We start from the raw sequence: 22973 nt of genomic DNA on the forward strand, positions 1-22973 counted from the left end.
ACGTCCCACAGGACGGCCACGCTGCGCGGACCGCTGCGGCCCTGCCGCCGCGGTGGCACGGGCGATCCGAAGGAGAGAACAGGTCGTTACCGTTGCCCCGGGCAGCTCCGGGGGTCGACGTCCTCCTCCGTGCCGGCGACGGTGACCTGGGCAGGGCTGTCCGGCGTCGCGGCGGCGGCCGTGCACACGATCTGCTGGACGGCGAGCGCGGACAGGTCGCCGGCCGCAGCGGACGGGGTCACCAGCACGTGGCCGGCCGGTTTGGCGGTCACCAGGAACGGGGCGGCTTGGGGTGGGACGTCGGTGGTGAACCCTTTGGCCTGCTCCCTGGCGGTGGGTCCGTCTGCCAGCAGCGCGAGCGTGTCGGCCCGGAACAGCGGACGGCCACCCAGCCCGGGCCGCGCCACCGGACTGAGCCGGCCGTTCTTGACCAGATAGAGAGTGATCGTCGTGACCGGTACGACGCCTCCGCTCGGCGGGTCGCCGGCTTCGATGACGTCGCTCGGCCGCACGCCGCAGCCGGCCACGGCGGCGAGCGACACCAGGCCCGCGGCGAGCACGCGGCGGGCGGGTCCGGCCCTCACTCGGGGCCTCCCGTGTCGGTCTGCCCCTCCGGATCGTGTGCCCGGCGCGGCAGGCGCAGCGTGAAGACGGCGCCGCCGTCCGGGGCGTTGGTGACGGTGAGATCGCCTCGGTGCAGACGCGCGTTCTCCCGCGCGATGGCCAGGCCCAGGCCGCTGCCCTCGGACCGGGCCCTGGCCGCGTTGGCCTTGTAGAACCGGTCGAACACGTGCGGCAGCACCGCTTCGTCCAGCCCCGGCCCGTGGTCGCGGACCTCCAGAGCGATCCAGTGCGGGTCGGCGGAAAGCCGTACCGACACCGGTGGCTCGCCGTGCCGCAGGGCGTTGCCGACCAGGTTCGCGAGGATGACGTCCACGCGGCGCGGGTCCAGCCGGGCCGTCACCCCAGGTGGCAGCTCGGTGTCCGCCCGCTCTGACCAGCCCCGGGTACGCAGGGTCGCGCGCACCAGCTCGGCCACGTCGATCTCGTTCAGCGCGAGGGCCGCGACGCCGGAGTCGAACCTGCTGATCTCGATGAGGTCGTTCACCAGAGCGGTGAGGTTGAGCGTCTCCTGGCTGACCAGCCTGGCGGCCCTGCCGGCGGGCTCGGGCAGCTGGGCCGCCTCCTCGTCCAGGACGTCGGCGACCGCGGTGAGCGCGGCCAGCGGGGTGCGCAGCTCGTGGGACACGTCGGCGACGAACCGGCGCGCGTCGGCCTCCATCTCGCGCAGCTGTTTGACGTGCCGTTCCAGCTCCGCGGCGGTGTTGTTGAACGTGCGCGCCACGTCGGCCAGCTCGTCGGAGCCGCTGACCGCGATCCTGGTCCGCATCTCGCCCTCGCCCAGCAGGCGTGCCGCCCGGCCGAGCTCGCGCACCGGGCGCAGCACGCTCCGGGTGGCCAGCAACGCCAGGGCGACCGCGAACGCCAGGGCCACCCCGCCGGTGGCCCAGGCACGTGCGGCGAGCTCGTCGATGCTGCGCTGTTCGGAAAGCAGGCTACGTGCGGCGTAGACCTCGATGCCGGACACCCGCGTCCTGTGGTCCGGCTCGGCGATCAGCAACGGCGTGCCGACGATCAGCCAGGGCATGCCCTCCCACACCACGCGTTGCCACGCCAGGCCGCCGTCGGCCACCACCCGCCGCAGCTCCGGTGAGATCACCGTGAGATCCAGCACCCTCCCGCCCGGCCTCCAGCGCCCCGGCGGGGGGACCGGCGAGTGCATCTCGCGGTAGACGGCGACCGCGAACTCCACGCTGTTCTGGTCGGGCACGGCGGCGGCGATGTCGTCGAGCTCCTCGGGGCCCGGCGTCGAGGTCCGCAACGGGTAGAGCGCCTGCACGCGGCTCTTCATCGCCTGGACCGTGGCATCCTGGGTCCGCTGCAGGATGGCGGTGCGGGCCTGGACGTAGATCCCGCCGGCCACCGCCGCCGCGGTGACCACGCACAGCAGGGCGAAGGCGAACAACAGCCGGGTACGCAGCCCCAGGCTCGGCCGAGGTGACACCGGCGGCTCACACCGGCCCGAAGCGGTACCCGAACCCACGCACCGTCTGCACGTAGACGGGCGCCGCCGAGTCGTCCTCGATCTTGGCGCGCAACCGCTGCACGCACGCGTCCACCAGACGCGAGTCGCCGAAGTACCCGTGCTCCCACACCGACTCCAGCAGCTGCTGGCGGCTGTGCACCCGGCCCGGCGTGGCGGAGAGCTCGAGCAGCAGGCGCAGCTCGGTCGGGGCGAGGCTGACCGGCACGCCGCGGTTGGCGACCACCAGCCCGGCCCGGTCGATGGTCAGCTCGCCGTGCCGCTCCAGCTCCGCCTGGTCCCGGCCGACCCGCCGCAGCACCGCGCGAATGCGCGCCTCGAGCACCCTGGGCTGCACCGGCTTGACCACGTAGTCGTCGGCGCCCGCCTCCAACCCGGCCACCACGTCCATGTCGTCGCCGCGGGCGGTCAGCATGATGATCGGCACCTCTCCGGCGGCCCGGATGCGGCGGCAGACGGCGAACCCGTCCATGCCGGGCAACATCAGATCGAGCACGACGACGTCGGGAAGGTCGGTGCGCAGCCGGTCGAGCCCCTGCTCGCCGGACTCCACGGCGCGCACCCGGTGCCCATGCCGGCTCAGGGCCAGCTCAAGGCCCTCCCGCACAGCCGGGTCATCCTCGATCAACAACACTCGCGACACGCCCCCGAGTATCACAGTACGCTCCGTAACTCGCCTGCCCGGTCAACCCCATCCACTGTCGGCCGGCCGTGTCCCCGCCTCGTCCGCGCCGTGTCATGGTTGTGTCACGGTCGCGCCGGCGGTGGCCGTCGTCGATGAACCGTGACATGCGGCGGACAACGCACGCATATTCGGCGCCAATCGTAGTTCGTCATGAGCGAACCACGCACCATCCCACCTCGGCCCCGTGACCGGCTGTACGCGGCTGTCACGCTGGTGCTCGCCGTGCTCCTGCTGCCCGTGGCGTTCGCCCGCCATCCCGGCCGCGCCCGCGAAGTGGCCTGCCGCTGGGCGTTGGGGATGCGCTTCCCCGCCGAGGATCTCACCGGGCTCACCGACGGCGCCAGGGCGGCGTTCACCGCGGCGCGCACCGAGGCGCTCTGGCGTCACGGCCAGCTCATCGGCCTCACCTCCGGATACCGCGATCCCCTTGTCCAGCAACGGATGTTCGACGAGGAGGTACGCCGCTCCGGCTCCCCGGCCTCGGCACGCATGCTCGTGCTACCACCGGCGGAATCCAACCACGTCAAGGGCATCGCGCTGGACGTGCGCCCGCACGAAGGCGCCCGCTGGCTCGAGGAACACGGCGCCCGCTACGACCTCTACCGCATCTACGACAACGAGTGGTGGCACTTCGAGCACCGCCCGGACAGGCGCGGCACGCCACCACGACGACAACCCCACCCCGGCGTCGGCTACGTCAGCTGACACGCGCGTCAGGTTCGCCGCCGGCGGCGGCACGCGGTCCCCAGACAGCGGCTTCCACGAACTGGCGGCTCCACCGCGGCATCGTAGAAGACCCGTCGACATCCCAACTGCCCACTACCCGGAGGATCCGAATCCGTGGCGGATGTGATCGTAGACCCCGGCGTACCGCCGCAGGACGCGCAGGTGCTCAGAAGGAGCCGGCGCGTTCTGATCAAGATGCGCCAGGGATGGGCCCCCAAGCTGTGGCGGCCATCCTCCGGCCTGCACTACTGGATGCTGGCGGCGTTCGGCCCGGCGGCCTCCTTCGGCCTGCTGCTGAGCCTCGGCCTCATGAGCCCCGGGCTCGCCGTCCTGCTGCTGGCGCTGCTCGGCCTCCCCTTGGTGATGTTGCGGCTCGGCCGCAACGACCTGTCCACGGAGGAGGCGGATGAGTACGCGTTCGAGCGGCAGGCCTTCGCGCAGCTTCGCTGGTACGAGGGCCGCTACGTGCTCGCCGACGACCTCGATAAGCCCGCCGCCCGGCTCCTGGCCCGCGCGCAGCGCGCCATCGCCACCGTGAGCGGCTCCCGGATCAACGCCGAGGGCCTGCTCGACGACGTGCGCAACGCGGTGATGCTGCCCGCGCAGGAGTGGGAGATCGCCCGCCTGCTGGCCAAGCTGTCGGCGCTGCGCGCCCAGCACACGGAGATCATCTCGCTGGGGCTCACGCCCGGCGTGGCGGCCGTGGCCGAACCCTTGGCGCGGGCGCTGAGCAGCAGCGAGGCAGCGGTGCTGGCCCGGGTCGAGGCGCTGGAGCGGTACGCGGCCAACGTCGCCGGCGCCGAGCGCGCGTACCTGGCCCACCACCAGATCGAGGAACTGCGGAGCCACGTGCACCACTACGAGGAGCTGGTGGCCGAGACGGGGGCCGACGCGTTCGCGGTGCCCGAGCTGGAGCGCCTGGCCGCCGACGCCGGCCGCCTGGAGCAGTCCTTGAGGCGGAGCCTGAGCTCCGCCCACGAGGCCATGCGTACTCCAGCCAGCACTGCACCGACGGCAGCGGCCGCCGAAAGGTCACCGTCGTCACCATGACCCGCTTCGGCCCGCGCGACGAGCCGCGCCGATCGCGGACGTGCGCCCTGATTTGGCACCCTACCTATTGGTAGGTAGGGTGCGTTCGGCCCAAAAGCCTCGTATCGCCCATGACGCAGCCGGAGTGGAGCGCTCGTGACCCAGCAGGCCGGCACGCGCGCCCGCACCCACGCGCACGCCTGCACACAGGCCCTGATCGCCCCCGTCACCGAGCTGATGGAGCAAGTGGCCATGCCGCCGCACGAACGCCCGGCACCTGCCCCCCGCCCCCCATCGCCCCAGCGCGAGCGGAGAAGGACCAGATGACCACGACCACCCGCTGGCGGCGTAACGTCGCCCTGTTCCTGACCGGGCAGACCGTGTCGCTGTTCGGCTCGATGATCGCGCAGTACGCGGTGATGTGGTGGGTGACGCTGCAGACCCGCTCCGGGCTGGCGGTGGCACTCTACGCGGTGGCCGCGTTCCTGCCCCAGGGCCTGGTGTCGATCTTCGGGGGCGTGCTCGCCGACCGGATGAACCGCCGGGTGCTGGTCATGGCCGCCGACGGCGCCATCGCCGCGGCGACGCTGGCGCTCGCGCTGCTGATGGCCAACGGCGTGAACGACCTGTGGATCGTCCTGCTGGCCGTGGCGGTCCGGTCGCTGGGAGCCGGCGTCCAGACCCCCGCCGTGCAGGCGATGATCCCGCAGATCGTGCCGGGCGAGCACCTCATGCGCGTCAACGGGATCTTCCAGACCATCCATTCGGCGATGGCCCTGCTCGCCCCCGCGGCCGCCGGTGCGATCTTCGCCGCGTACGGACTCGTCCCTGTCTTCTTCCTGGACGTGGTCACGGCGGTGATCGGGATCGGGCTGCTCGCCCTGGTCGCCGTACCGACCCTGGAGCGGGTGACCGAGTCCCGCGCCTCCTACCGGCAGGACCTGACCGAGGGGATGCGCTACATCCGCACCCACCCGATCGTGCGCTGGCTGCTCATCGTGTACGCGGTGATCTTCCTGCTCACCGTGGCCCCCTCGTTCGTCACGCCGCTGCTGGTCGCGCGCAGTTTCGGCAACGAGGAGTGGATGCTGGCGGCGCTGGAGATCGCCTTCAGCCTGGGCATGATGCTCGGCGGCGTCCTGATGTCCACCGTGCTGGCCAAACGCAGTCCGATAGGACTGATCCTGGTCGCCGTCTACGGTTTCGGGCTGGTGACCGTGGCGCTCGGGCTGAGCGGCAACCTGTGGGTCTTCTACGGCTTCATGTTCGCCTTCGGACTGCTGGTGCCGCCGTTCGCGACGCCGTTCATGACGCTGATCCAGGAAACCGTCGAACCGGCCCTGCACGGGCGCGTGTTCAGCTACGTCGGCATCGTGATGGCGCTGGCCACCCCGGTCGGCATGGCCGTGTTCGGCCCGCTGGCCGACGTGGTCAGCGTGCAGGTCCTGCTCATCGGCGCCGGGCTGGCCGCCATCGTCGTCATCGCGATCGCGTCCCGCCTGCCCTCCGGCCGGGCCACCATCGCCGCCGCCCGCGCCCACGCCACGCACGATCCCGATGCCGAGACTCTCCCGGAGGAGGAGGCCGCCGGCGGCCGGTGAGTGCCGGACCTCCACGACGCCACCCTGCGCGACCGCGCATGGTGTTTTCGACACGAAACCGATTCGCGAACCCGGCGGCGCTGTCGGTGCCCGCCAGTAGGGTGCCGCCCATGATCGTTTCTTTACGGGTGTCCCCCCGACCGAGTTCGCGCGGTATCGAAGGCGCGGCCGCGTGAATCCCTGGGACGAGGTCCTCGAGCGCATCGAGGCGCAGGATGACGAGCGGCTGGCGGAGTTCCTGAACGGCCTCGGCGACGCCGACCGGCGCATGGTGGCCAGGCAGGTGCCCGACCATCTGGCCAGTCGGCTGGACGGCGCCCCCCGATGGCAGGTCAGGACGCGGCTCGGCGAGCCGGCGACCGGTTACCGGCTCGCCGGAGCCGCCTGCATGGGCGGGGCCGCGCAGGTGGCGACCTGGCTGAACCGGCGTGAGCTGCGCCGCGTGCGCGACCAGAAGTCCGACGCCGCGCTGGTCATGTCCGTGCTGCGAGGCCGCCCGGAGGCGTGGCGGCAGGACCTCGCCGTACGGCTGGTGAAGCGGCTGCGTCCACCGGCGGGCGGCACCTGGTGGCGGTTGCGTGGCGGGCCGGGGTGGGACCTGGCGGCCGCGCTGGTGATCGATACCGGGGTCGAGCCGCCGCCGGAGAGCGACGCGTTCGTGGCCGGCTGGGCATGGCAGGTGACAGCCCGGCACCGGGACAACGATGGCCGGCCCCTCCTCGACGACGATCCCCTGCTGGACCGCTTGCTCCCCCACCTGTTCCACGCACAGGGCGTGGCCACCGCGCTGGCCGTCGACGAGCAGGACAGCCGGCTCCGGCAGCGGGAGACGAGCCGGCACCAGGCGCTGGGCGTCCCGGCACGCGATCCGCGGCCGTCCCTGAGCATCACCGCCGAGCTGGCGGCCCTCGCCGCGGCGGGACGGCTGCCACGCAAGACGCTGGTCGACGGCTGCGCGAGCCGTTTCCTGGCCGGCGGCGGGGCTGCCGAGATCGCTCCGTTCGTGACGCTGTGGCGGCACCTGGAGACCACTGTGGCCGAGATCCCGGTGCTCGACTTCGTCCGGCTCCTGCCATCGGGGGCCTCGCCGTTCGTGGAGCTGGCGCTGGAGGAGTTGCGCCGGGCCGAGGCCGCCGGGGCCCTGGACGACGAACTGTTCGCCGAGGCGATCGGCGCGCTGGTGTTCCGGCCGGAGAAGAAGCACGTCACAGCGGCCGTGCAGTGGCTCGCGACCGGATCCCCGTCCAGGGGCGGCGGCGCGGCGGCCGCGCTGGCGCACGTGTTCGACGCGGGCGTACCGGCCCTGAGGGACCGCGCGGTGCGGCTCGCGGTCAAGCTGGCCCCGCACGCCGACGACGACGCCCGGAACGCCATCCGGGAGGCGGCCGGAGGCCTGCCCGACGAGCTACGCGAGCGCCTGGCCGACGCCTTCGGCACCGTACCGGCCGCGACGCAGCCGGAGCCGGCGGCCGTCCCGGACCTCACCGCGCCCCGGCCGCCCATGCTCGCGCCGCCCCTGGCGTCGGCCGCCGAACTGGCCGCCGAGCTCGGCGCCCTGCGCTGGCCGGAGGCACCAGGCCAGTACGAGCGGATCCTCGCCGCTCTGGTGGAGCTGGCCCATCGTGACCGCGAGGAGCTCGTGGCGCTGCTGGAGCCCCGATGGCGCGGAACCTGGGGACACCCGGACAACCCCTTCCCGCACGCATATGCCGGCAACGACCGCACCACCTACGTGCTGCTGTCACGCTGCGTCCTGGCCCTGGTCCTCCCCGACTACAGCCGCCGGCTGACCACCGCCCTGGCCGAACGCGCCGACCCCGTCGACCACCTCGACGTGCTGCCCCAGCGCCTTGTCGTGCGCCGCCTGCGGGAGATCATCCACCTGTTCGAGCGGGGCGCCACCATCCCCATGCTGCTGGCCACCCCGACCGCCGCCACCGGGCACCTCAATCCCGAGACGCTGATCGACCGCATGGAGCGGCTGGGCGACGCGGAACCGCTGGAAGCCGACTTTCAGCAGGCGCTGCTCCGGCTGCCGCGCCAGGTGGAGGAGTCCCTGCTCGTGCGGGCGGAGAAGCTGCCGACGCGGGCCGGGCGGCGGCTGGCCGGCTGGCTGCGCGACGGCGGCCTGCCCGACCCCCAGGTACGGTGCGAGATGGGAGATCCCCACGGCATCAACCCCGCTCACACCTCCGGCGTGCGGGCATCGACGGAGGCGCCCGACGGTGTGCCGGACTGGCTGCGCGAGCTGTGCTCGGTACGGCCCGCCAACGGATACGCCGCCTACCCCGGCGACGTGATGTGGTGGCCGACGATCATGCCGTCTCATCGTGAGCTCGTGGCCGCGTACATGATCCAGGTGCTGCGCTGGCTCGCCACGGGCAGCGACTCCCACGTGGACGCCGTCGTGGCCCTGGCCCACGGCGACGGCCCGGTGGGCAGAGCGAGCGCGGTCACCCTCGCCGCCTGCCTGGCCCACCCACGACCCGTCCAGCGCGCGACCGCCGTCGACGCGTTCACCATCCTGGCGGTGCGCGGGCAGCTGCCGGCCGCCGATCTCGGCTGGGCTGTCGCGCAGCTGGTCCGGGCCGGCACCGTCTCGCTCAAACGGATCACCGCCGCCCTCGCCGACCTGATCGCCGCCGGGGCGCACGCGCAGGTGTGGCAGGTCCTCACCACGGCCGTCCCGCTACTCCTGCCGGTGGGGGGCGAGAAGGCGCGGGGCGGGCTGGGCGAGTTCCTGAGCGTCGCCGTCCAGGCCGCGGTCCTGGCGCGGACGCGGGCCGAGATCCCCGGGCTCGCGCAGCTGGCGGCGCGCAAGGGCTCCAGCCTCGTCCTCCAGGAGGCCCGCCACCTGCAACGGGCCATCACCTCCTGATCCTCCCGGGTCAACTGGCCGCCGATCTCGACATCGTGGGTGGCGGTCCTCGGGAAACTCGGCGATCCGCGCGGGCCGGCAACGCCGTCCACGACGATGCTCATACCGTGTCCTGCCTCAGCGTCCGCTCAGGCGTGACGCGGTGCTTCCGGGTCGGCATCCCCAGTGTCGGGTTGGCGACGCTCCACGCGGCACCCTTGCAGATCAGTTCCTTGTACGCGGCGGCCGGCCGGCCGGTCAGGACCCCCTGCCTGGCACGGTCGTCGGCCGTGACGTACTGGATCAGGCCCTCCTTGCGGCCCAGCGAGATGCACTGGTTGAAGTAGCCGATCGTCTTGTCCGGGACCTTCCGGCCGGTCAGGCGGGCCGCGATGGCGTCGGCGGCCAGCGCGGCGGCGGGGATTCCCGAGGCGCACGACATCCGTAGCGGCTTGTCCCCGGCACCCATCGCCATGGCCGCGTCGCCGACGGCGTACACGTCGGGGTGCGAAACCGAGCGCATGGTCCGGTCGACCACGATCTGGCCGGTGCCGGAGACCTCCAGGGAGGTCGCCTGCGCGATCGGGTGAACCGCGAAACCGGCCGTCCACACGGTGACCGCGGCGGGGATGACCTTGCCGTCGGCGGTGGTGACGTGGCCGGCCGCGACGCCGCTGACGGTGGTGTGCTCGTACGCGGTGATGCCGAGCTTGCCGAAGACCTTCCGCAGGTGCTCGCGGCCCTTGGGCGAGATCCAGTCGCCGAGACCGCCGCTGACGGCCAGGGCGACGTCGAGGTCCGGGCGGGCCTCGGCGAGCTCGGTAGAGGCCTCCACGCCGGTGAGGCCGCCACCCACCACCACCACGGTCTGCCCGGCGTCGAGGCCGGCCAGGCGCTCGCGCAGCCGGAGCGCTCCGGTACGGCCGGCGATCTGGTGGGCGTGTTCGGCGGTCCCGGGTACGCCCTGGCTGTTCCAGCCGCTGCCGAGGGCGTACACGAGGGTGTCGTACCCCAGTTCTTCGGCACCGTTCGCACCGGTGAGGGCGACGGTCTTGCGGTCGACGTCGACGCGGGTGACCTTCGCGAGCCTCAGTTCGACGCCGGTGCCGGCGAAGATCTCGCTGAGCGGCCGGGGTTTGAGGTCCTGGCCGGTCGCCAGCTGGTGGTTGCGGATGCGTTCGACGAAGTCGGGCTCGGCGTTGACGAGGGTGATGGCGACGTCCTCGCGGCGCAGCCGCCTGGCGAGGCGGCCGGCGGCGCTGGCTCCGGTGTATCCGGCTCCGAGAACGACGATGCGGTGCTTCATTTCAGGCTCCTGTCCGGTTCGGATTTGCCACTTGAACCGGATGGCCCGCCGTTTCCTGACAGGAGCGGGATATGAGTCACGTCACATCACGAGCAGGGGCTCCCCATGGCCGGCCGCCGCCCATTGCTCGGTCGCGCGTGCGAGCTTGTCGGGGTTTGCCTGGGTACGGCAGGCGGTGATGCCCTCGGCGGTGACCTCCAGGCACATGATCGCGACGACCCGGCCCTCCACGACGGCCACAACGGCGGGTTCGCCATTGGCGGTCCAGGCGTATATCTCGGGCGTGCCGCCGACGATGGCACGCTTGGCCTCGGCGGGCTTGAACATGCCCCACACGAACTTCGCGACCGCGACGGCTCCCTCGAACGCCTTGGTACGGGCCGGCACCTTCCCTCCGCCGTCGCCGACGGAGATGGCGTCCTTGGTGAGCAGGCGTACGAGCTCATCGGTCTGACCACTGGTGGCGGCCGCGAGGAACTCCTCGACGATCCGCTGGGCGGCGGCCTCGTCGATCTCGGCGCGGGCTTTGCCGTACGCCACACGCTTCTTGGCACGGTGAAAGATCTGCTGGCTGGCCGCCTCGGTGATGTCGAGGATCTCGGCGATCTCCCGGTGCGGGTAGTCGAAGGCCTCCCGCAGCACGTACACGGCCCGTTCGTTGGGCGACAGGCGCTCCATGAGGGTGAGGACCGCGTACGAGACCGATTCGCGCTGCTCGACGGTGTCGGCCGGGCCGAGCATCGGATCCCCGGCGAGCAACGGCTCGGGAAGCCATTGGCCCACGTAGGTCTCGCGGCGCGCCCGCGCGGAAGTGAGCTGGTTGAGGCACAGGTTGGTGAGCACTTTCGTCAGCCAGGCCTCGGGAACCTCGACGCGGTCGACGTCGGCGGCCTGCCAGCGCAGGAACGTCTCCTGCACGACGTCCTCCGCCTCGTCCGCGGAGCCGAGCAGACGGTAGGCGATGGCCCCCAGACGGGGCCTCGACAACTCGAACCGGTCGACGTCGTCCACCGTTAATGCCATGACCTGATCCTAACGGCGTGGCGGCGCAGACCGTGTGCCGCCTGCCGCAAGTGATCACAGCAGCTTGATCGACCAGCCCGTCCCCGCCTGACCTGGGGAGATCAAGGGACCAAGCATTTTGACGACCGCAGTTCGAGGAGCACCTTCGAGGCATCCGGCCCGGCCGCGTGGTCTCGTGATCTCACAGTCGAAGTCGACGGCCCCGGCATCGTCGACCACGCCGAACCCGCCGAAGCCGTTTTCCGCGGCCCTGCCTGCCATGAGAATTCAATGAGACCTGCTATTCGGACATAAAGAATAATGCCGACACATCCTCGCCAGCCATGACCACCGGTGCCGGACCGAGTTCATTCCGTCAGCATGGCGCACGACCCCTCCACCCGATCCGCCGGAATTCGGCGCCGATCACCACTTCAGCGAGGATTACACTCCGTAAAAGTGAAAGTTTCATAAGAATACCGAAACTTCCCAAAGATCCTTTAATCCTCAATAATTGCCGAGCAGGCACACGTTCCGAAGCACAAGCACCAAGGAGGCAGACGTGAAAACGATTCACCGCGCCGCCAGGCTGGCACTCGGCGCGACGGCCGCGCTGGCACTCGCACTAGCCGGCAGCACCCCGGCCTCGGCGGCGACGTGGGAACTGCTCGACTTCCAGCCCCAGCAACAGATATGCGTCCAGCCGGGCGCCCACCGCGACACGTACCTCGTGGCCGCAGTCGTCGGAAGCTGGTCGACGACCGTCCGCATCGAACTGCGGAACCTGCCCCCCGGCTCGACCAGCGCGGGCGGCTCGCAGATCCCGCCCGGCTCCAACTACACCAACCCCGAAACCGGATCGACGGTGCTGAACGGCTTCGTCCAGATATCGGTCGCGCCGCTCCCAGCCGGGGTGTACAGCCTGCTGCTGACGGCCTCGGACGGGACGGAGACCCAGAGCAACCCCGTCGCCATCAACGTGAAGGACCGCTGCTACTAGGACCTGCAGGGCGTTCAGACCTTCAGAGAGGAACCATGGGGGGCTCCGTAGATGAAGGCAGACTGCAGAAGTCTCGTCATGACCGACCGGTCGGCCACCGCGACAACCCGCGTTTGTTGCGGTTGGCCGCCTGGTCGCTCTTCTGGGGCAGCAGGTGGTGCTCTAGCGCCGGACTGCGTGCGGGTCGACGGCTGCGGCCGCAGTGTCCTACGGTGAGGCCATGGGGCTGCGGATCGGTGCCTTGATCGTCGATTGTCAAGATCCCGGACGACTGGCCAGGTTCTGGGCAGAGGCACTGGGTTGGGTGATCAGCAAAGACGAAGATCCCGAGTGGGTCGTCGAGCCGCCCGAAGGCAGTCGCGAAGACTGCGTGGTGGCCGACCTGCTGTTCATCAAGGTGCCCGAGCCCAAGGCGAGCAAGAACCGCCTGCATCTCGACCTGCGACCCGAGAACCAGCCCGCAGAGGTTGCCCGCCTGGAAGCGCTGGGAGCGACCCGCGTCGATGTCGGCCAGGGCAACAACCAGACCTGGGTAGTGATGGCCGACCCGGAAGGCAACGAGTTCTGCGTACAAGACGCGCATCCGCCGCAGGTCCGAACAGAGTGGCTACAGCGGTACGAGGCCTACCAGCCGGTGCACACCTGAACGCGATGGTCCGGACAGGCCGGCGACAAGCGGCGTTGCGGCGACTGGCGCACCCTCACGGCGGGTCAGCTCGCCGACCGGTCGTCAATCCGCGTCCAACCCGCAACGGCTGATTCGAGTAGAACTTAATATAACGAGCGCCTTTACATGTAGATCAATCGACGAACGAGAGCGGACCAAGCCCCCTCCAGCCACCCATGCAAGCCGCGGAACCTCGCGATCGCGCTGTACGACACCCAGCGGGCCGGCCCGACACTACGGTGTGCCCCCGCCCCACTGCCGAGCGGTTTCACGGTTGTCGCCCACCTCGGTCCAAACTGGCCATGATTAGGGCAACCCCGAATTTGCAGCTCGTCGAGGCACGTCCGAAAAGGTTGCCTCATTGGATTGCTCGGCTGCGGCGGATGAGGCCCGCGGCTGAGCTCAGCATGGATTGCGCAGGTTACGCTTGCCGCGATCAATCTGGCATTGTCCCAAGGGGTGGGCGGATGCAGCCTGCGGCACAACCACCAACGACCGATCTCCTGAGCAAGTTGATCATCGCTGCCGCAGGTCAACAGGTAACCCCGCGACCATCGTCCCTCGTCACCGCACTCGAGCGCGGCTATCAACGCGCGTGGCCTGTAGTGATCGCCAGGCTGGTGGCGACTGCCTTACCTTTCCCGGAAAACGCCGCCACCGCTGCAATCTCGGTTGCTGCGGCGGCAAGCTGGCCGTACCTCCTCAACCTGCTCGCGCTGTTCTGGTTGCCCGAGGTCGCCTACCAGGACCTCACCAGAAACCTCTTCGGGCTGACTGGTGTGCCAATCTGCATGGCCATGCTGGCGTTGGCCTGGTGGTTGTGGCGCCGGGCCGTCGCCTTCGCCGATCAGCTGTCGACGATGGTCGTCTCGGCAGGCGACCGAGCCCTCATGACCGCGTGGCTCAACAGCCGGCTCAGCTTCTGGAAGCAACTCGGCGCTTCCGCGATCGGCCTCATCGTATCGGTGGTGCTCCTGACCGGCGTGCGGAACACCGCAGTGATACCGCCCCATCCCGCGCTCCTGTACTTGCTGGTCGGATGGCTGGGCTTCACTGGTGGCGGAGTCCTCTACTGGCTGCTCACCGTGGCCGAGGTACCCTTCCGGCTCCTACGCTGCCGAGAGCTGTCCATGTCATGGCTGGATCCTGCCCACACACCGGCCATCAAGGATGCTTGCCGGCTTTACGCGCTGGTGGCAGCAGGGATGGCGTTGGGGGTGATCGCCTCGGAGGTCGCCGCTGCCGTCCTGGCCGGCGTTCTGCGTTCTCCTGTTGCCTCTGCTTTTCTGACCGTCTTTCCGGTGTTGGCGGTGCTGCTCGCGCTCTACGTCGCCGTGCAGCCTTACGCGACACTTTCCCGGCTCGTGCGCCGCCACGTCGACACCATCATCCTCGGCCCGATGCTGCCTCAGACGGCCCGGCCGGACAGTGATCTGCTCGCCGCACCGGGCTTCGAAGACGCCACCAAGACCTACCAGTATTTCCGCTCGCTCAAGAGCTTGCCGATCAGGACGGGGTGGATCTTGCAGTATGTGGCGGGCATCGTCACGTCTCTGGTGATCTTCCTTGCTCAGAAACACCTGTCATAGCCACACACTCCTCACCTCGTGCACGCGCCAGGCGATCCGGTGCTCGCCGTCATCGACGTCCGGGCGCTGCAACTCGCCCGTCCGGCTCACCTGGACCGCGCGCTCCCCCGGACCGGCTGCTCGCGTTGGGAGTTGCGCCAGGATCCGGTCCGCTCTCCCGGTGCCGCCGTCTCCACGGGTTTACATGTGACCTTTTGGTCACCTATATTGCCGGTGTGGTGAACGACGATCTGGTCTTCAAGGCGCTGGCGGACCCGACGCGGCGGCACTTGCTGGATCGGCTCTTCGAGCGGGACGGCCGTACGCTCACCGAACTCGAGTCGGAGGTGGAGATGACCCGATTCGGCGTCATGAAGCACCTGCGCCTCCTCGAGGAGGCGGGTCTGATCATCGCCCGCAAGTCGGGCCGGGAGAAGCTGCACTTCCTCAACCCGGTGCCGATCCGGCTGCTCCACGACCGGTGGATCGACAAGTACACCGAACGCCGGGCATCGGCGCTCACCGACCTCAAATCCGAGCTGGAAGGACGAATCATGACCGGTACCACTTCGACCGCCCAGACCGTTCAGGTCTATCAGGTCTACATCAAGGCGACACCGCAGGCGATCTGGGACGCGATCACCAAGCCGGAGTGGACGCGGAAGTACGGCTACGGCGGCGCCGTCGAATACGACCTGCGCCCGGGCGGCACCTACCGGGGTCTGGCGAACGAGGGGATGATCGCGCAGGGTGCGCCGGAGGTGGCCATCGACGGCGAGGTGGTCGAGGCCGACCCGCCGCACAAGCTGGTGCAGACCTGGCGGGTACTCATGGACCCGGCGATGGCGGCCGAGGGCTTCACCCGGCTGACGTACGAGATCGCAGCAGGCCCGGGCGGCGTCACGAAACTGACGGTGACCCACGACCTGAGCGGCGCGCCGCTGACGGCGGCCCTGCTGGCAGGCGAGATGGAGAGCCAGGGCGCCGGCGGCGGCTGGAACTGGATGCTCAGCGGCCTGAAGACCCTGCTGGAGACCGGCGAAGCGCTGGACCGCTGAGTACGGGCGGCATCAGCCGAACCAAGAACGGGAAACGATCATGACCTCGATGAGATCGACACGCCACACCACATCCGATGCCTCCGCTGACCCGCCCTTACCCGCGACCGGAGCGTCGACCACCGCGTTACTCGCATGCGGAGTCGTCGCCGGGCCGCTGTTCATCGCCAGCGTCCTGGCGCAGGCGCTCACACGCGCCGGATTCGATCCGCAACGGCATCCCTTGAGCTCGCTGAGCCTGGGCCACCTGGGCTGGATCCAGATCGCCACCTTCGTGGTCACCGGACTGCTGGTCCTGGCCTACGCGGTCGCGACCCGGCGGGTGCTGCATCCAGGCCGGGGCGGCACCTGGGCACCGCTCCTGATCGGAGTGAACGGCGCCTCCCTGATCGTCAGCGGCGTGTTCCTCGCCGACCCGATCAACGGCTTCCCGCCGGGCATGTCCGAGCAACCCACCTGGCATGGGATCGTGCACTCCCTCGCCCCGGCCCTCGCCGGGCTGGCCGGCCTGGCCACGTACGCCGTCTTCGCCCGTCGCTTCGCCGCCGCCGGCCGGCCCGGCTGGGCCGCGTTCTGCCTGGTGGTCGCGCCGATCGTGGTCGTCCTCAACTTCGCCGCCCTCCCCGCCGCCGACTTCCGGCTGATCCTGGCAGGGCTGGCCCTGAGCTGGACATGGACGTCCCTGATCGCGGCCCGTCTGATGGCCGAGGCTCGCTCCCGGACCACGAACCATTCCCTTCCCCCACGAACCGACCTCTAGCGATGGCCAGGCCACCGACTCTCCCGCCGCGCCAGGAGCGGCACCTCCGGCTCCGAATCTCCCGCGTCGCCGGCAGCCGCCAGGGGCACGGTGCGCCTGTGCAGGACGTGACGCAAGACGCGCCCTGCCCCTCAGCAGCGCGCGCCTTCTCGCACTTCCAGCAGCGGCAGGCCCGCCGCGTACCGCCGGAAGAAACCGGCGGTCGGGGTGTCCGCGGTCGCGACGGCGTCCGGGGTGCCCTCCGCGATCACCGCACCCCCGTCCGGACCGGCTCCCGGCCCCAGGTCGATCACCCAGTCCGCGGACGCGGCGAGGGGGATATCGTGTTCGGCCACGACGACGGTGTTGCCCGAGTCGAGCAACACATCGAGCGCATCCACCACCCGCTGAATGTCAGACGGGTGCAGGCCCGAGACGGGTTCGTCGAGAACGACAAGGCCGGCCTTGCGGCCCGTAGCACCGCGCTGTATCGCGGACGCAAGCTTCAGCCGCTGCGCCTCGCCGCCGGACAACTCTGTGGCGCTCTGGCCGAGCTGGAGATAGCCAAGCCCGACCTGGTTCAAGGCTCCCAGGGTTTCCGCGAGTTGCCGGGGTTCGGAGAGCTGCTCCACAGCCTCGGCGACAGTCAGCTCCAGCACCTGATCGATGGCCAACCCCTGATACCTGATCTCCAACGCCTCCGGCTGGTAGCGCCGGCCCGCGCATGCGTCGCAGACCACCCACACATCCGGCAGGAAGTGCATGTCGACCAGCTTGCGGCCATAACCGGTGCAGGTTTCGCAGCGGCCGCCACCCGCGGTGTTGAAGCTGAACCAGGAGGCGTTGACGCCGCGTCCGCGCGCCACGTCGGTTCCGGCGAACAGCCTGCGGACAATGTCGAACGCCTTGCTGTAGGTGGCCGGGTTGGACCGAGGCGTCCGCCCGAGCGGTTCCTGATCGACGACGGCGACCCAGTCGAACCCCTCCAGGCCGACCACCTGCCGCACCGTGTCGCTCGTCGTCCCGTTCAGGGCGGCCTCCACACTCACTGCGAGCGCGTCGAGCAGGCTGCTCTTGCCGCTGCCGCTCACCCCGGTCAGGCAGGTGAGCCGACCGGCGGGGAAACGCACCAGGTCAGCGGTCACGTTGTGCGCACGCAGGCCGTGCAACTCCACCCACCCGGTGTCGTCCCCGGCCGGACGGCGGGGCCGGCGCAGCCGCGGCCCCTCACCGGCCAGATAGCGTCCGGTCAGCGACGTCGGGTGGGCGGCCACGTCGGCGGGAGGCCCCGACACCAGGACCTCACCGCCGAGGCGGCCCGCACCGGGCCCCATATCGATCACCCAGTCGGCCCGGGCGATCAGTTCAGGGTCGTGCTCGACCAGGAGCACCGTGTTGCCGGCCTCGCGTAGCTCCAGGGCGATGTCGAGCAGGTGCGCCTTGTCCGCCGGGTGCAGCCCGGTCCCGGGCTCGTCCAGGACGAAGACGACGCCGCTCAGCTCGGTACTGAGTTGCGCGGCGAGCCGGGTTCGCTGCAACTCGCCCCCGGACAGCGTCGCCGCACTCCGCGACAGCTGGAGATGGGCCAGGCCGAGCCGGTCGAGGATCCCGAGCCGGCGGCCCAGGTCCTGCAGCAGCGGCTCACCCACCTCGCGCTGCCGGGCGTCCAGGTCGTCCGCCACGCGCTTCGCCCAGCTGCGCACCTCCCGTACTTCCACCTCGATCAGGTCGGGATAGGTCAGCCCGCCGAGCCGCACGGACCGGGCCACCTGGTCGTACCCGCTGCCGCCGCAGGTGCCGCACGGCTGCTTGCGCATGTACGGCAGGTAGCGCTGCTTGGCACTGGAGGTTTGGGCGTTCACGAACACCCGCTCCACCTCGGCGAGCGCCCCCCGCAGCGGCTGGCTCGAGGTGTAGGTCACCGAAACCGTCTCCTTCTTGTTCGACACGTCGACGGTGGCCTCGACCTTCTCCTCGCCCGTGCCGTACAGCACACAGCGACGGAACTCCTCAGGCAGCGACTGCCACGGCCGGCCGAGGTCCACACCCCGCTTCTCGGCAAGCGCCGGCACGAACGCGTGCTCCCCCGACCGCCACTTCGCGTACCAGGGCGAGGCCCCTTCGAAGAGCGGAAGCTCCGGACGGGTGATGACCAGGTCCTCCTGCGCCTGCCAGCGCCCGCCCACCCCGTGGCAGTCCGCACAGCTCCCTTCCGGCGTGTTGCGGTCGAAGTGAGCGGTCGTCAGATGCCCGTCCCCGCTCTCCGCCGCCGGGTCCGCGCCGATCCCGGGAAGGCGCGAGTACAGCAGCCCCAGATGCCCGTCGATGCCGGTGATGGTCGCGACCGTGGACCGGGGGTTGCGGTTGAGACGGCGCTGGTCGACCGCGAGCGTCGCGCCGAGTCCCAGGATGCGGTCGACCTTCGGCCGATTGCGCTGGGTGATGTACTGCCGCACGAACGGCGAAAGTCCCTCCAGATACCGCAGCTGGGCCTCGTTGTGCAGGGTGTCGATGGCCAGCGAGGTCTTGCCGCTGCCGCTCACTCCGGTGAAGGCGACGAGCCGCCCCTTGGGGATGCTCACCGACACGTCCCGCAGATTGTTGGTACGAGCCCCCACCACCTCGATGGCCTCGCACCCCATGCTCGCAACGTCCCGTACGAACGCGGTCAACCTTCGTCCATCCTCTCGCAACACAGCAGAACATGGGCGGACAGGCATCCACCCATGCCGAACAAACCGATCACGCCACTGCGTGGCGGCCGCCCATCACAAGGTGAGCTTGTCGGCGTCGGGGGCGTAGACGGTCATCCAGTGCGGTTGCAGCCGGTAGTAGACCACGTCGTTGTCCCAGTCGAAGAAGTCGTCGCCGTAGAAGTCCTTGACGTAGGCGCGCAGGTCCGGCCAGTCTGCGGCCCGTTCGCCGCGCTGGGGGTTGAGGATCTCCACCGTGCCGTGCGTGAACACGCCCAGGTCCTCCCCGCGCATGTGCGCGGCGCTGACGGCGGGGCGGGCGGCGAGATGGCGGGCCTTGGCTGCGCCGCGCGCCGTGCCGAAGTGCCACTTTCCGTGCAGGAAGTGCCCGTCCACGCCGCTGATCCGCGGCTCGCCCTTCGCCGTCACGGTGGACAGGGCGAGGGTGCACATGCCGGTGAGGACCTGGGTGAGTTGCTCCGCGGTCAGTGTGCGCTCGGTGTTGATGATCGAGCGGAGGTGCGAGGTGGAGCGGGAGAGCGAGGCGTCCAGGAGGGCTTGAAGCTCTTTGAGGTCCTCTGGTGTTTCGCGCATTGCGGTCCTTGTCCATCGGTGGGGCCCCGGTCCATGCCCACATCGGTGCCGACCGGTGCACCCATGATCGATCCAAAACCCGACGTCCTATGTCATGTTTTTTCATCCGTCCTGAGGACGCCGCCGAACCGCCTGGCCGGCGTCCTTCGCCGGAGCTCGTCCCCAGCCGCCCAGATCGGCGAGCGTTCGGTCAGGTGGTCTCGATGACGGACGCCAGTCTGGTGGCTGGGGTGGCGGCCGCTCGTGAGGTGCGGCGGGTGGCGCCGGAGAGGCCGCGGTCGATCGACCACGCCGTGGCCGCCGTCCGGGATCTCGATGTGCATCCGGAGTGCGTCACAGCTGGTTCCTGATGGGTTCCGGCGTGTCCGGGACGGGCTGTGCGAGGTAGGTGGCCACCTCGGCAGGGGTCAGGAGGCGGGCCTCGTGGAGCAGGTCGAGCGACACCCGCCAGGAAGCCCATGCCTCCTCCGGCCGTCCCAGGTCGTGCAGGGTGCGGCCGAGCCACCAGCTGGACACGGCGGTGTAGAGCGTGAAGCCGGCCTCACGTTGGAGCTCGATGGCGTGGCGGTATTCCGCTACGGCCTCGACGAGCATGCCGCCGGCCCGGTAGGCGTCGCCCAGGGTGTCATGGACGATGCCGAGGCCCCCGATGTCGTCCAGTTTCTCCGTCATGGCCACGGCATGCCGTGCTTCCTCCACGGCTTCCTCGAATCTCCCCTGACGGTAGTAGACGTGCACCCGGTTGTTGCGGACGTAGGACTCGTGGTCGACGCGGCCGGTACGCTCGACGATCGCGAGCGCGTGCTCCAGCGCGGCCAGGGCGTCGTCGTTGCGGCCCATCATGGCGTAGACGGTTCCGAGGTCGTTGTACATCCCCGCCTTCCGGTCCGGCAGTCCGGCCCGGTCCCAGCAGGCCAGCCCCTCCTCCAGGTGGTCCAGGGCCTCCTGGAAGCGTCCGAGCTGGTGGTGGACGGAGGCGAGCCCCTGGTGCAGGAGCGCCTTGCCGGGCCAGTCCGCCAGCTCGGCGGCACCTCGCAAAGCCTCCTCGCTGACCTCGACAAGCTCGGAGAACCAGCCTCGCCGGTCGAACAGCCACTGGGTGACGTTCGCGAGCGCGGCCGCCGTCTGATCGGTGAGGTCACCGGTCGCCTGGCGGACCGCGGCCAGCAGGTTGTACCGTTCGCGCTCGATCCACTCGTTCGCGGCCTCCAGGGTGGTGATTTCCTCCCCGGGCTGCTCGGCGGGGACGTGGTCGAAGTTCGTGGCGGTGGCACCCACCATGCCCTCGGCCTGCCTCGCCGTCGCCAGATAGTGGTGCAGAGCGCGGCGGATCGCGCTTGCCCGCTCCTCCGCGGTGAGTTCCAGTTCCCGGGCGTAGAGGCGGACCAGGTCGTGGAACTGGTACCGGTCGTGGCCCGCGGGTTCGAGGAGCCGGGCGTCCAGGAGGCGTTCCAGGGCGGCCTCTGTACGGTGTTGCGGCCAGCCGGCCAGGGCGGCAGTGGCGGCGGGGGTGTGGGTGGGCAGTTCGAGCAGGCCGAGCAGGGCCAGGAGGTGGGCGGCGTCCCGCCCGGCCGGCTCCTCGTGCAGGTGCTGGTGGCTGACCGCGATACCGGCGCGTACGGCCAGGTCGGCGTACTCCAGCAGGTCCAGGCGGCGGGTGGCGTCGGCGAGCCGTACGGCCAGATCGGAGATCGCCCGGGTGGGGTGGGCCGCCAGCCGGGCGCCCGCGATGCGGAGGGCGAGCGGGAAGCCGCCGCAGAGCTGTACGATCTCCGCCGCCGCTTCCGGCTCGGCGCGCACCCGGTCGGCGCCGACGACGCGGGTGAGCAGCGCGGCCGCGTCGGCGTCGGCGAGGGTGCCGAGGTGCAGGTGGTGGGCGTTGTCCAGGACGGACAGCGGGGCGCGGCTGGTGATGAGCACCCGGCAGCCCGCCCCGCCTGGGATGAGCGGGCGGACCTGACGTGCGTCGCGGGCGTTGTCGAGGATCACCAGCAGGTTGCCGGTCGCGGTGAGCGAGCGGTAGCGGGCGGCGGCCTCACCGGGGTCGGCGGGCACGGCGGTGCCGTCGAGGCCCAGCGAGCGCATCAGGTGGCGGAGCGCTTCGATGGCCGTCAGCGGGGCGAGCCCGGCGGTGGATCCGTGCAGGTTGACGTAGACGACGCCGTCGGTGAAACGGTCGGCGACGGTGTGCGCGACGTGTACGGCGAGCGCCGACTTGCCGATGCCGCCGGGACCGTCGATCACGGTGATCGTGGACCCGCCGTCCGTGACGAGGGCGGAACGCAGCCGCTCGATCTCGGCGGCCCGGGCGGTGAACGCGTGGGTGTCGGCGGGCAGCTCGGCGGGCACGATCGGCTCGGCCGGCGTGACCTCCTGCGCCGGGACCCTGAGGTCGAGCTCCGGGTCGCGGGCGAGGATGGCCTGGTGGAGGCGGCGCAGCTCGTTGCCGGGGTCGATGCCCAGCTCCTCCACCATGGCCCGGCGGGTGTCCTGGTAGACGGCCAGCGCCTCGGACGATCGCGCGTCGCGGTACAGGGCGAGCATGAGCTGGGCGGCGGGCCGCTCGCGCAGCGGGTGTGCCGCGACGTGCCCGGCGAGTTCGGCGGCCACGGCACGGTGGTCCCCGGCGGCGAGCCGTACATCGACGTGATCTTCCAGGACGGCGAGCCGCTCCTCCTCCAGCCGCCCGGCCTCGAGCCGCGCCCAAGGCGCGTCCACCTCGGCCAACGCCGGCCCCCGCCACAGCCCGAGCGCCTGGCGGAACAGCATGTCGGCGTCCGCCGTCCTGTTCCGGGAACGGGCGGTACGCGCCTGCAGAGCCAGCCGGCTGAACACGTGCGCGTCGACGCGGTCACGGTCGAGGGTGAGCCGGTAGGCGCCGGGCACGGTCTCGATGATCTCCTCCCCGCCGTGGGGAGCGAGCGTCTCCCGGAGCTTGGAGATCACGATGTGCAGCTGCTTGGCCGCGGTCGCCGCCGAACTGTCCGCCCACACGTCGGCGAGGATGCGCTCGGTGTGGACCGGCCGGCCTGCGTCCAGGGCGAGCCTGGCCAGCACCCCGATCCGCCGCTGCCCGGCCAGCTTGACCACATGGTCACCCGTCGTGATCTCCCACGGACCAAGGAATCTGATCTCCAGACCCATTCGGAGCGCTCCCCTTCGTCACCGGATCTAGAAGAGTAACGATCTCTTGATACGGCGGAGGCGCGTTTCGGGCCGTTCTGCACCTGGTTCCGTTCGCGGCTGGAACGGTGGTGTCACCCGCAGACCCCGTCCGGGTCGACGTCCCCATCGGGTTGGGTTCCACGGACTTCACGTCTGGGGCCGCCTGGCAAGGCTGCCCG

At 70.5% G+C, this 22973-nt stretch carries 17 protein-coding genes; 9 read left to right on the top strand and 8 right to left on the bottom strand.

The features are described 5' to 3' along the window. Positions 1–86: 86 nt before the first annotated feature. From ACBJ59_RS24335 to ACBJ59_RS24345, 3 genes are read right to left on the bottom strand one after another with little or no spacing between them, the layout of a single operon-like run. Complete coding sequence (locus ACBJ59_RS24335; RefSeq protein WP_375112541.1) at positions 87–584, bottom strand: hypothetical protein; 498 nt, start codon at positions 582–584, stop codon at positions 87–89. After that, positions 581–2065, bottom strand: coding sequence for an ATP-binding protein (locus tag ACBJ59_RS24340; RefSeq protein ID WP_375112542.1), 1485 nt, complete (start codon positions 2063–2065; stop codon positions 581–583). Before ACBJ59_RS24340 ends, ACBJ59_RS24335 begins: the two co-directional genes overlap by 4 nt. Positions 2066–2072: 7 nt before the next feature. Beyond that, positions 2073–2747 (bottom strand): response regulator transcription factor, encoded by a 675-nt coding sequence (locus tag ACBJ59_RS24345; protein ID WP_364131137.1) that lies wholly within the window; start codon positions 2745–2747, stop codon positions 2073–2075. A 192-nt stretch (positions 2748–2939) separates the two neighbouring features. Between ACBJ59_RS24345 and vanY-N the strand changes: the two genes are divergently transcribed. From vanY-N to ACBJ59_RS24365, 4 genes are all read left to right on the top strand, one after another. Next, entirely contained in the window at positions 2940–3494 is a 555-nt protein-coding gene (gene vanY-N, locus ACBJ59_RS24350) for a D,D-peptidase/D,D-carboxypeptidase VanY-N (RefSeq protein WP_375112543.1), read from the top strand. Positions 3495–3629: 135 nt separating this feature from the next. Next, positions 3630–4565: a hypothetical protein gene (locus tag ACBJ59_RS24355; protein ID WP_375112544.1), complete on the top strand. Its 936-nt coding sequence runs from the start codon at positions 3630–3632 to the stop codon at positions 4563–4565. Between the two features lie 302 nt (positions 4566–4867). Continuing rightward, on the top strand, positions 4868–6145 hold the full coding sequence (locus ACBJ59_RS24360; protein ID WP_375112545.1) for an MFS transporter: 1278 nt from the start codon (positions 4868–4870) through the stop codon (positions 6143–6145). 172 nt (positions 6146–6317) lie between these two features. Beyond that, positions 6318–9023 carry a DUF6493 family protein gene (locus tag ACBJ59_RS24365; protein ID WP_375112546.1) on the top strand — a complete coding sequence of 902 codons (2706 nt, stop codon included), beginning with the start codon at positions 6318–6320 and terminating at the stop codon, positions 9021–9023. Between the two features lie 100 nt (positions 9024–9123). Here the strand turns inward: ACBJ59_RS24365 and ACBJ59_RS24370 are convergent, their stop codons facing one another. Beyond that, entirely contained in the window at positions 9124–10308 is a 1185-nt protein-coding gene (locus ACBJ59_RS24370) for an NAD(P)/FAD-dependent oxidoreductase (protein ID WP_375112547.1), read from the bottom strand. An 81-nt stretch (positions 10309–10389) separates the two neighbouring features. Next, complete coding sequence (locus tag ACBJ59_RS24375; RefSeq protein WP_375112548.1) at positions 10390–11331, bottom strand: RNA polymerase sigma-70 factor; 942 nt, start codon at positions 11329–11331, stop codon at positions 10390–10392. Between the two features lie 541 nt (positions 11332–11872). On the opposite strand from ACBJ59_RS24375, the gene ACBJ59_RS24380 reads away from it, so the two are divergent. The 5 genes from ACBJ59_RS24380 to ACBJ59_RS24400 all read left to right on the top strand — a co-directional run bounded on the left by ACBJ59_RS24380 (position 11873) and on the right by ACBJ59_RS24400 (position 16363). Further along, positions 11873–12310, top strand: a complete 438-nt coding sequence (locus tag ACBJ59_RS24380; RefSeq protein WP_375112549.1) for a DUF5980 family protein — start codon at positions 11873–11875, stop codon at positions 12308–12310. 220 nt (positions 12311–12530) lie between these two features. Next, on the top strand, positions 12531–12956 hold the full coding sequence (locus ACBJ59_RS24385) for a VOC family protein (RefSeq protein WP_375112550.1): 426 nt from the start codon (positions 12531–12533) through the stop codon (positions 12954–12956). A gap of 488 nt (positions 12957–13444) precedes the next feature. Further along, positions 13445–14566: a hypothetical protein gene (locus ACBJ59_RS24390; protein ID WP_375112551.1), complete on the top strand. Its 1122-nt coding sequence runs from the start codon at positions 13445–13447 to the stop codon at positions 14564–14566. Positions 14567–14781: 215 nt separating this feature from the next. After that, on the top strand, positions 14782–15603 hold the full coding sequence (locus tag ACBJ59_RS24395; RefSeq protein WP_375112552.1) for an ArsR/SmtB family transcription factor: 822 nt from the start codon (positions 14782–14784) through the stop codon (positions 15601–15603). Between the two features lie 49 nt (positions 15604–15652). After that, on the top strand, positions 15653–16363 hold the full coding sequence (locus tag ACBJ59_RS24400) for a DUF998 domain-containing protein (RefSeq protein WP_375112553.1): 711 nt from the start codon (positions 15653–15655) through the stop codon (positions 16361–16363). 131 nt (positions 16364–16494) lie between these two features. Here ACBJ59_RS24400 and ACBJ59_RS24405 read toward each other — a convergent pair whose 3' ends face one another. The 3 genes from ACBJ59_RS24405 to ACBJ59_RS24415 all read right to left on the bottom strand — a co-directional run bounded on the left by ACBJ59_RS24405 (position 16495) and on the right by ACBJ59_RS24415 (position 22773). Beyond that, the gene (locus tag ACBJ59_RS24405) at positions 16495–18885 is read right to left on the bottom strand and encodes an excinuclease ABC subunit UvrA (RefSeq protein WP_375112554.1); all 2391 of its coding nucleotides are present in this window, start codon (positions 18883–18885) and stop codon (positions 16495–16497) included. A 225-nt stretch (positions 18886–19110) separates the two neighbouring features. Further along, on the bottom strand, positions 19111–19629 hold the full coding sequence (locus ACBJ59_RS24410) for a pyridoxamine 5'-phosphate oxidase family protein (RefSeq protein WP_375112555.1): 519 nt from the start codon (positions 19627–19629) through the stop codon (positions 19111–19113). Positions 19630–19962: 333 nt separating this feature from the next. Beyond that, the gene (locus ACBJ59_RS24415; RefSeq protein WP_375112556.1) at positions 19963–22773 is read right to left on the bottom strand and encodes a BTAD domain-containing putative transcriptional regulator; all 2811 of its coding nucleotides are present in this window, start codon (positions 22771–22773) and stop codon (positions 19963–19965) included. Positions 22774–22973: the final 200 nt, after the last annotated feature.

Origin of the sequence: Nonomuraea sp. MTCD27 (assembly GCF_041950495.1) — a bacterium.
Classification (GTDB): Bacteria; Actinomycetota; Actinomycetes; order Streptosporangiales; family Streptosporangiaceae; genus Nonomuraea.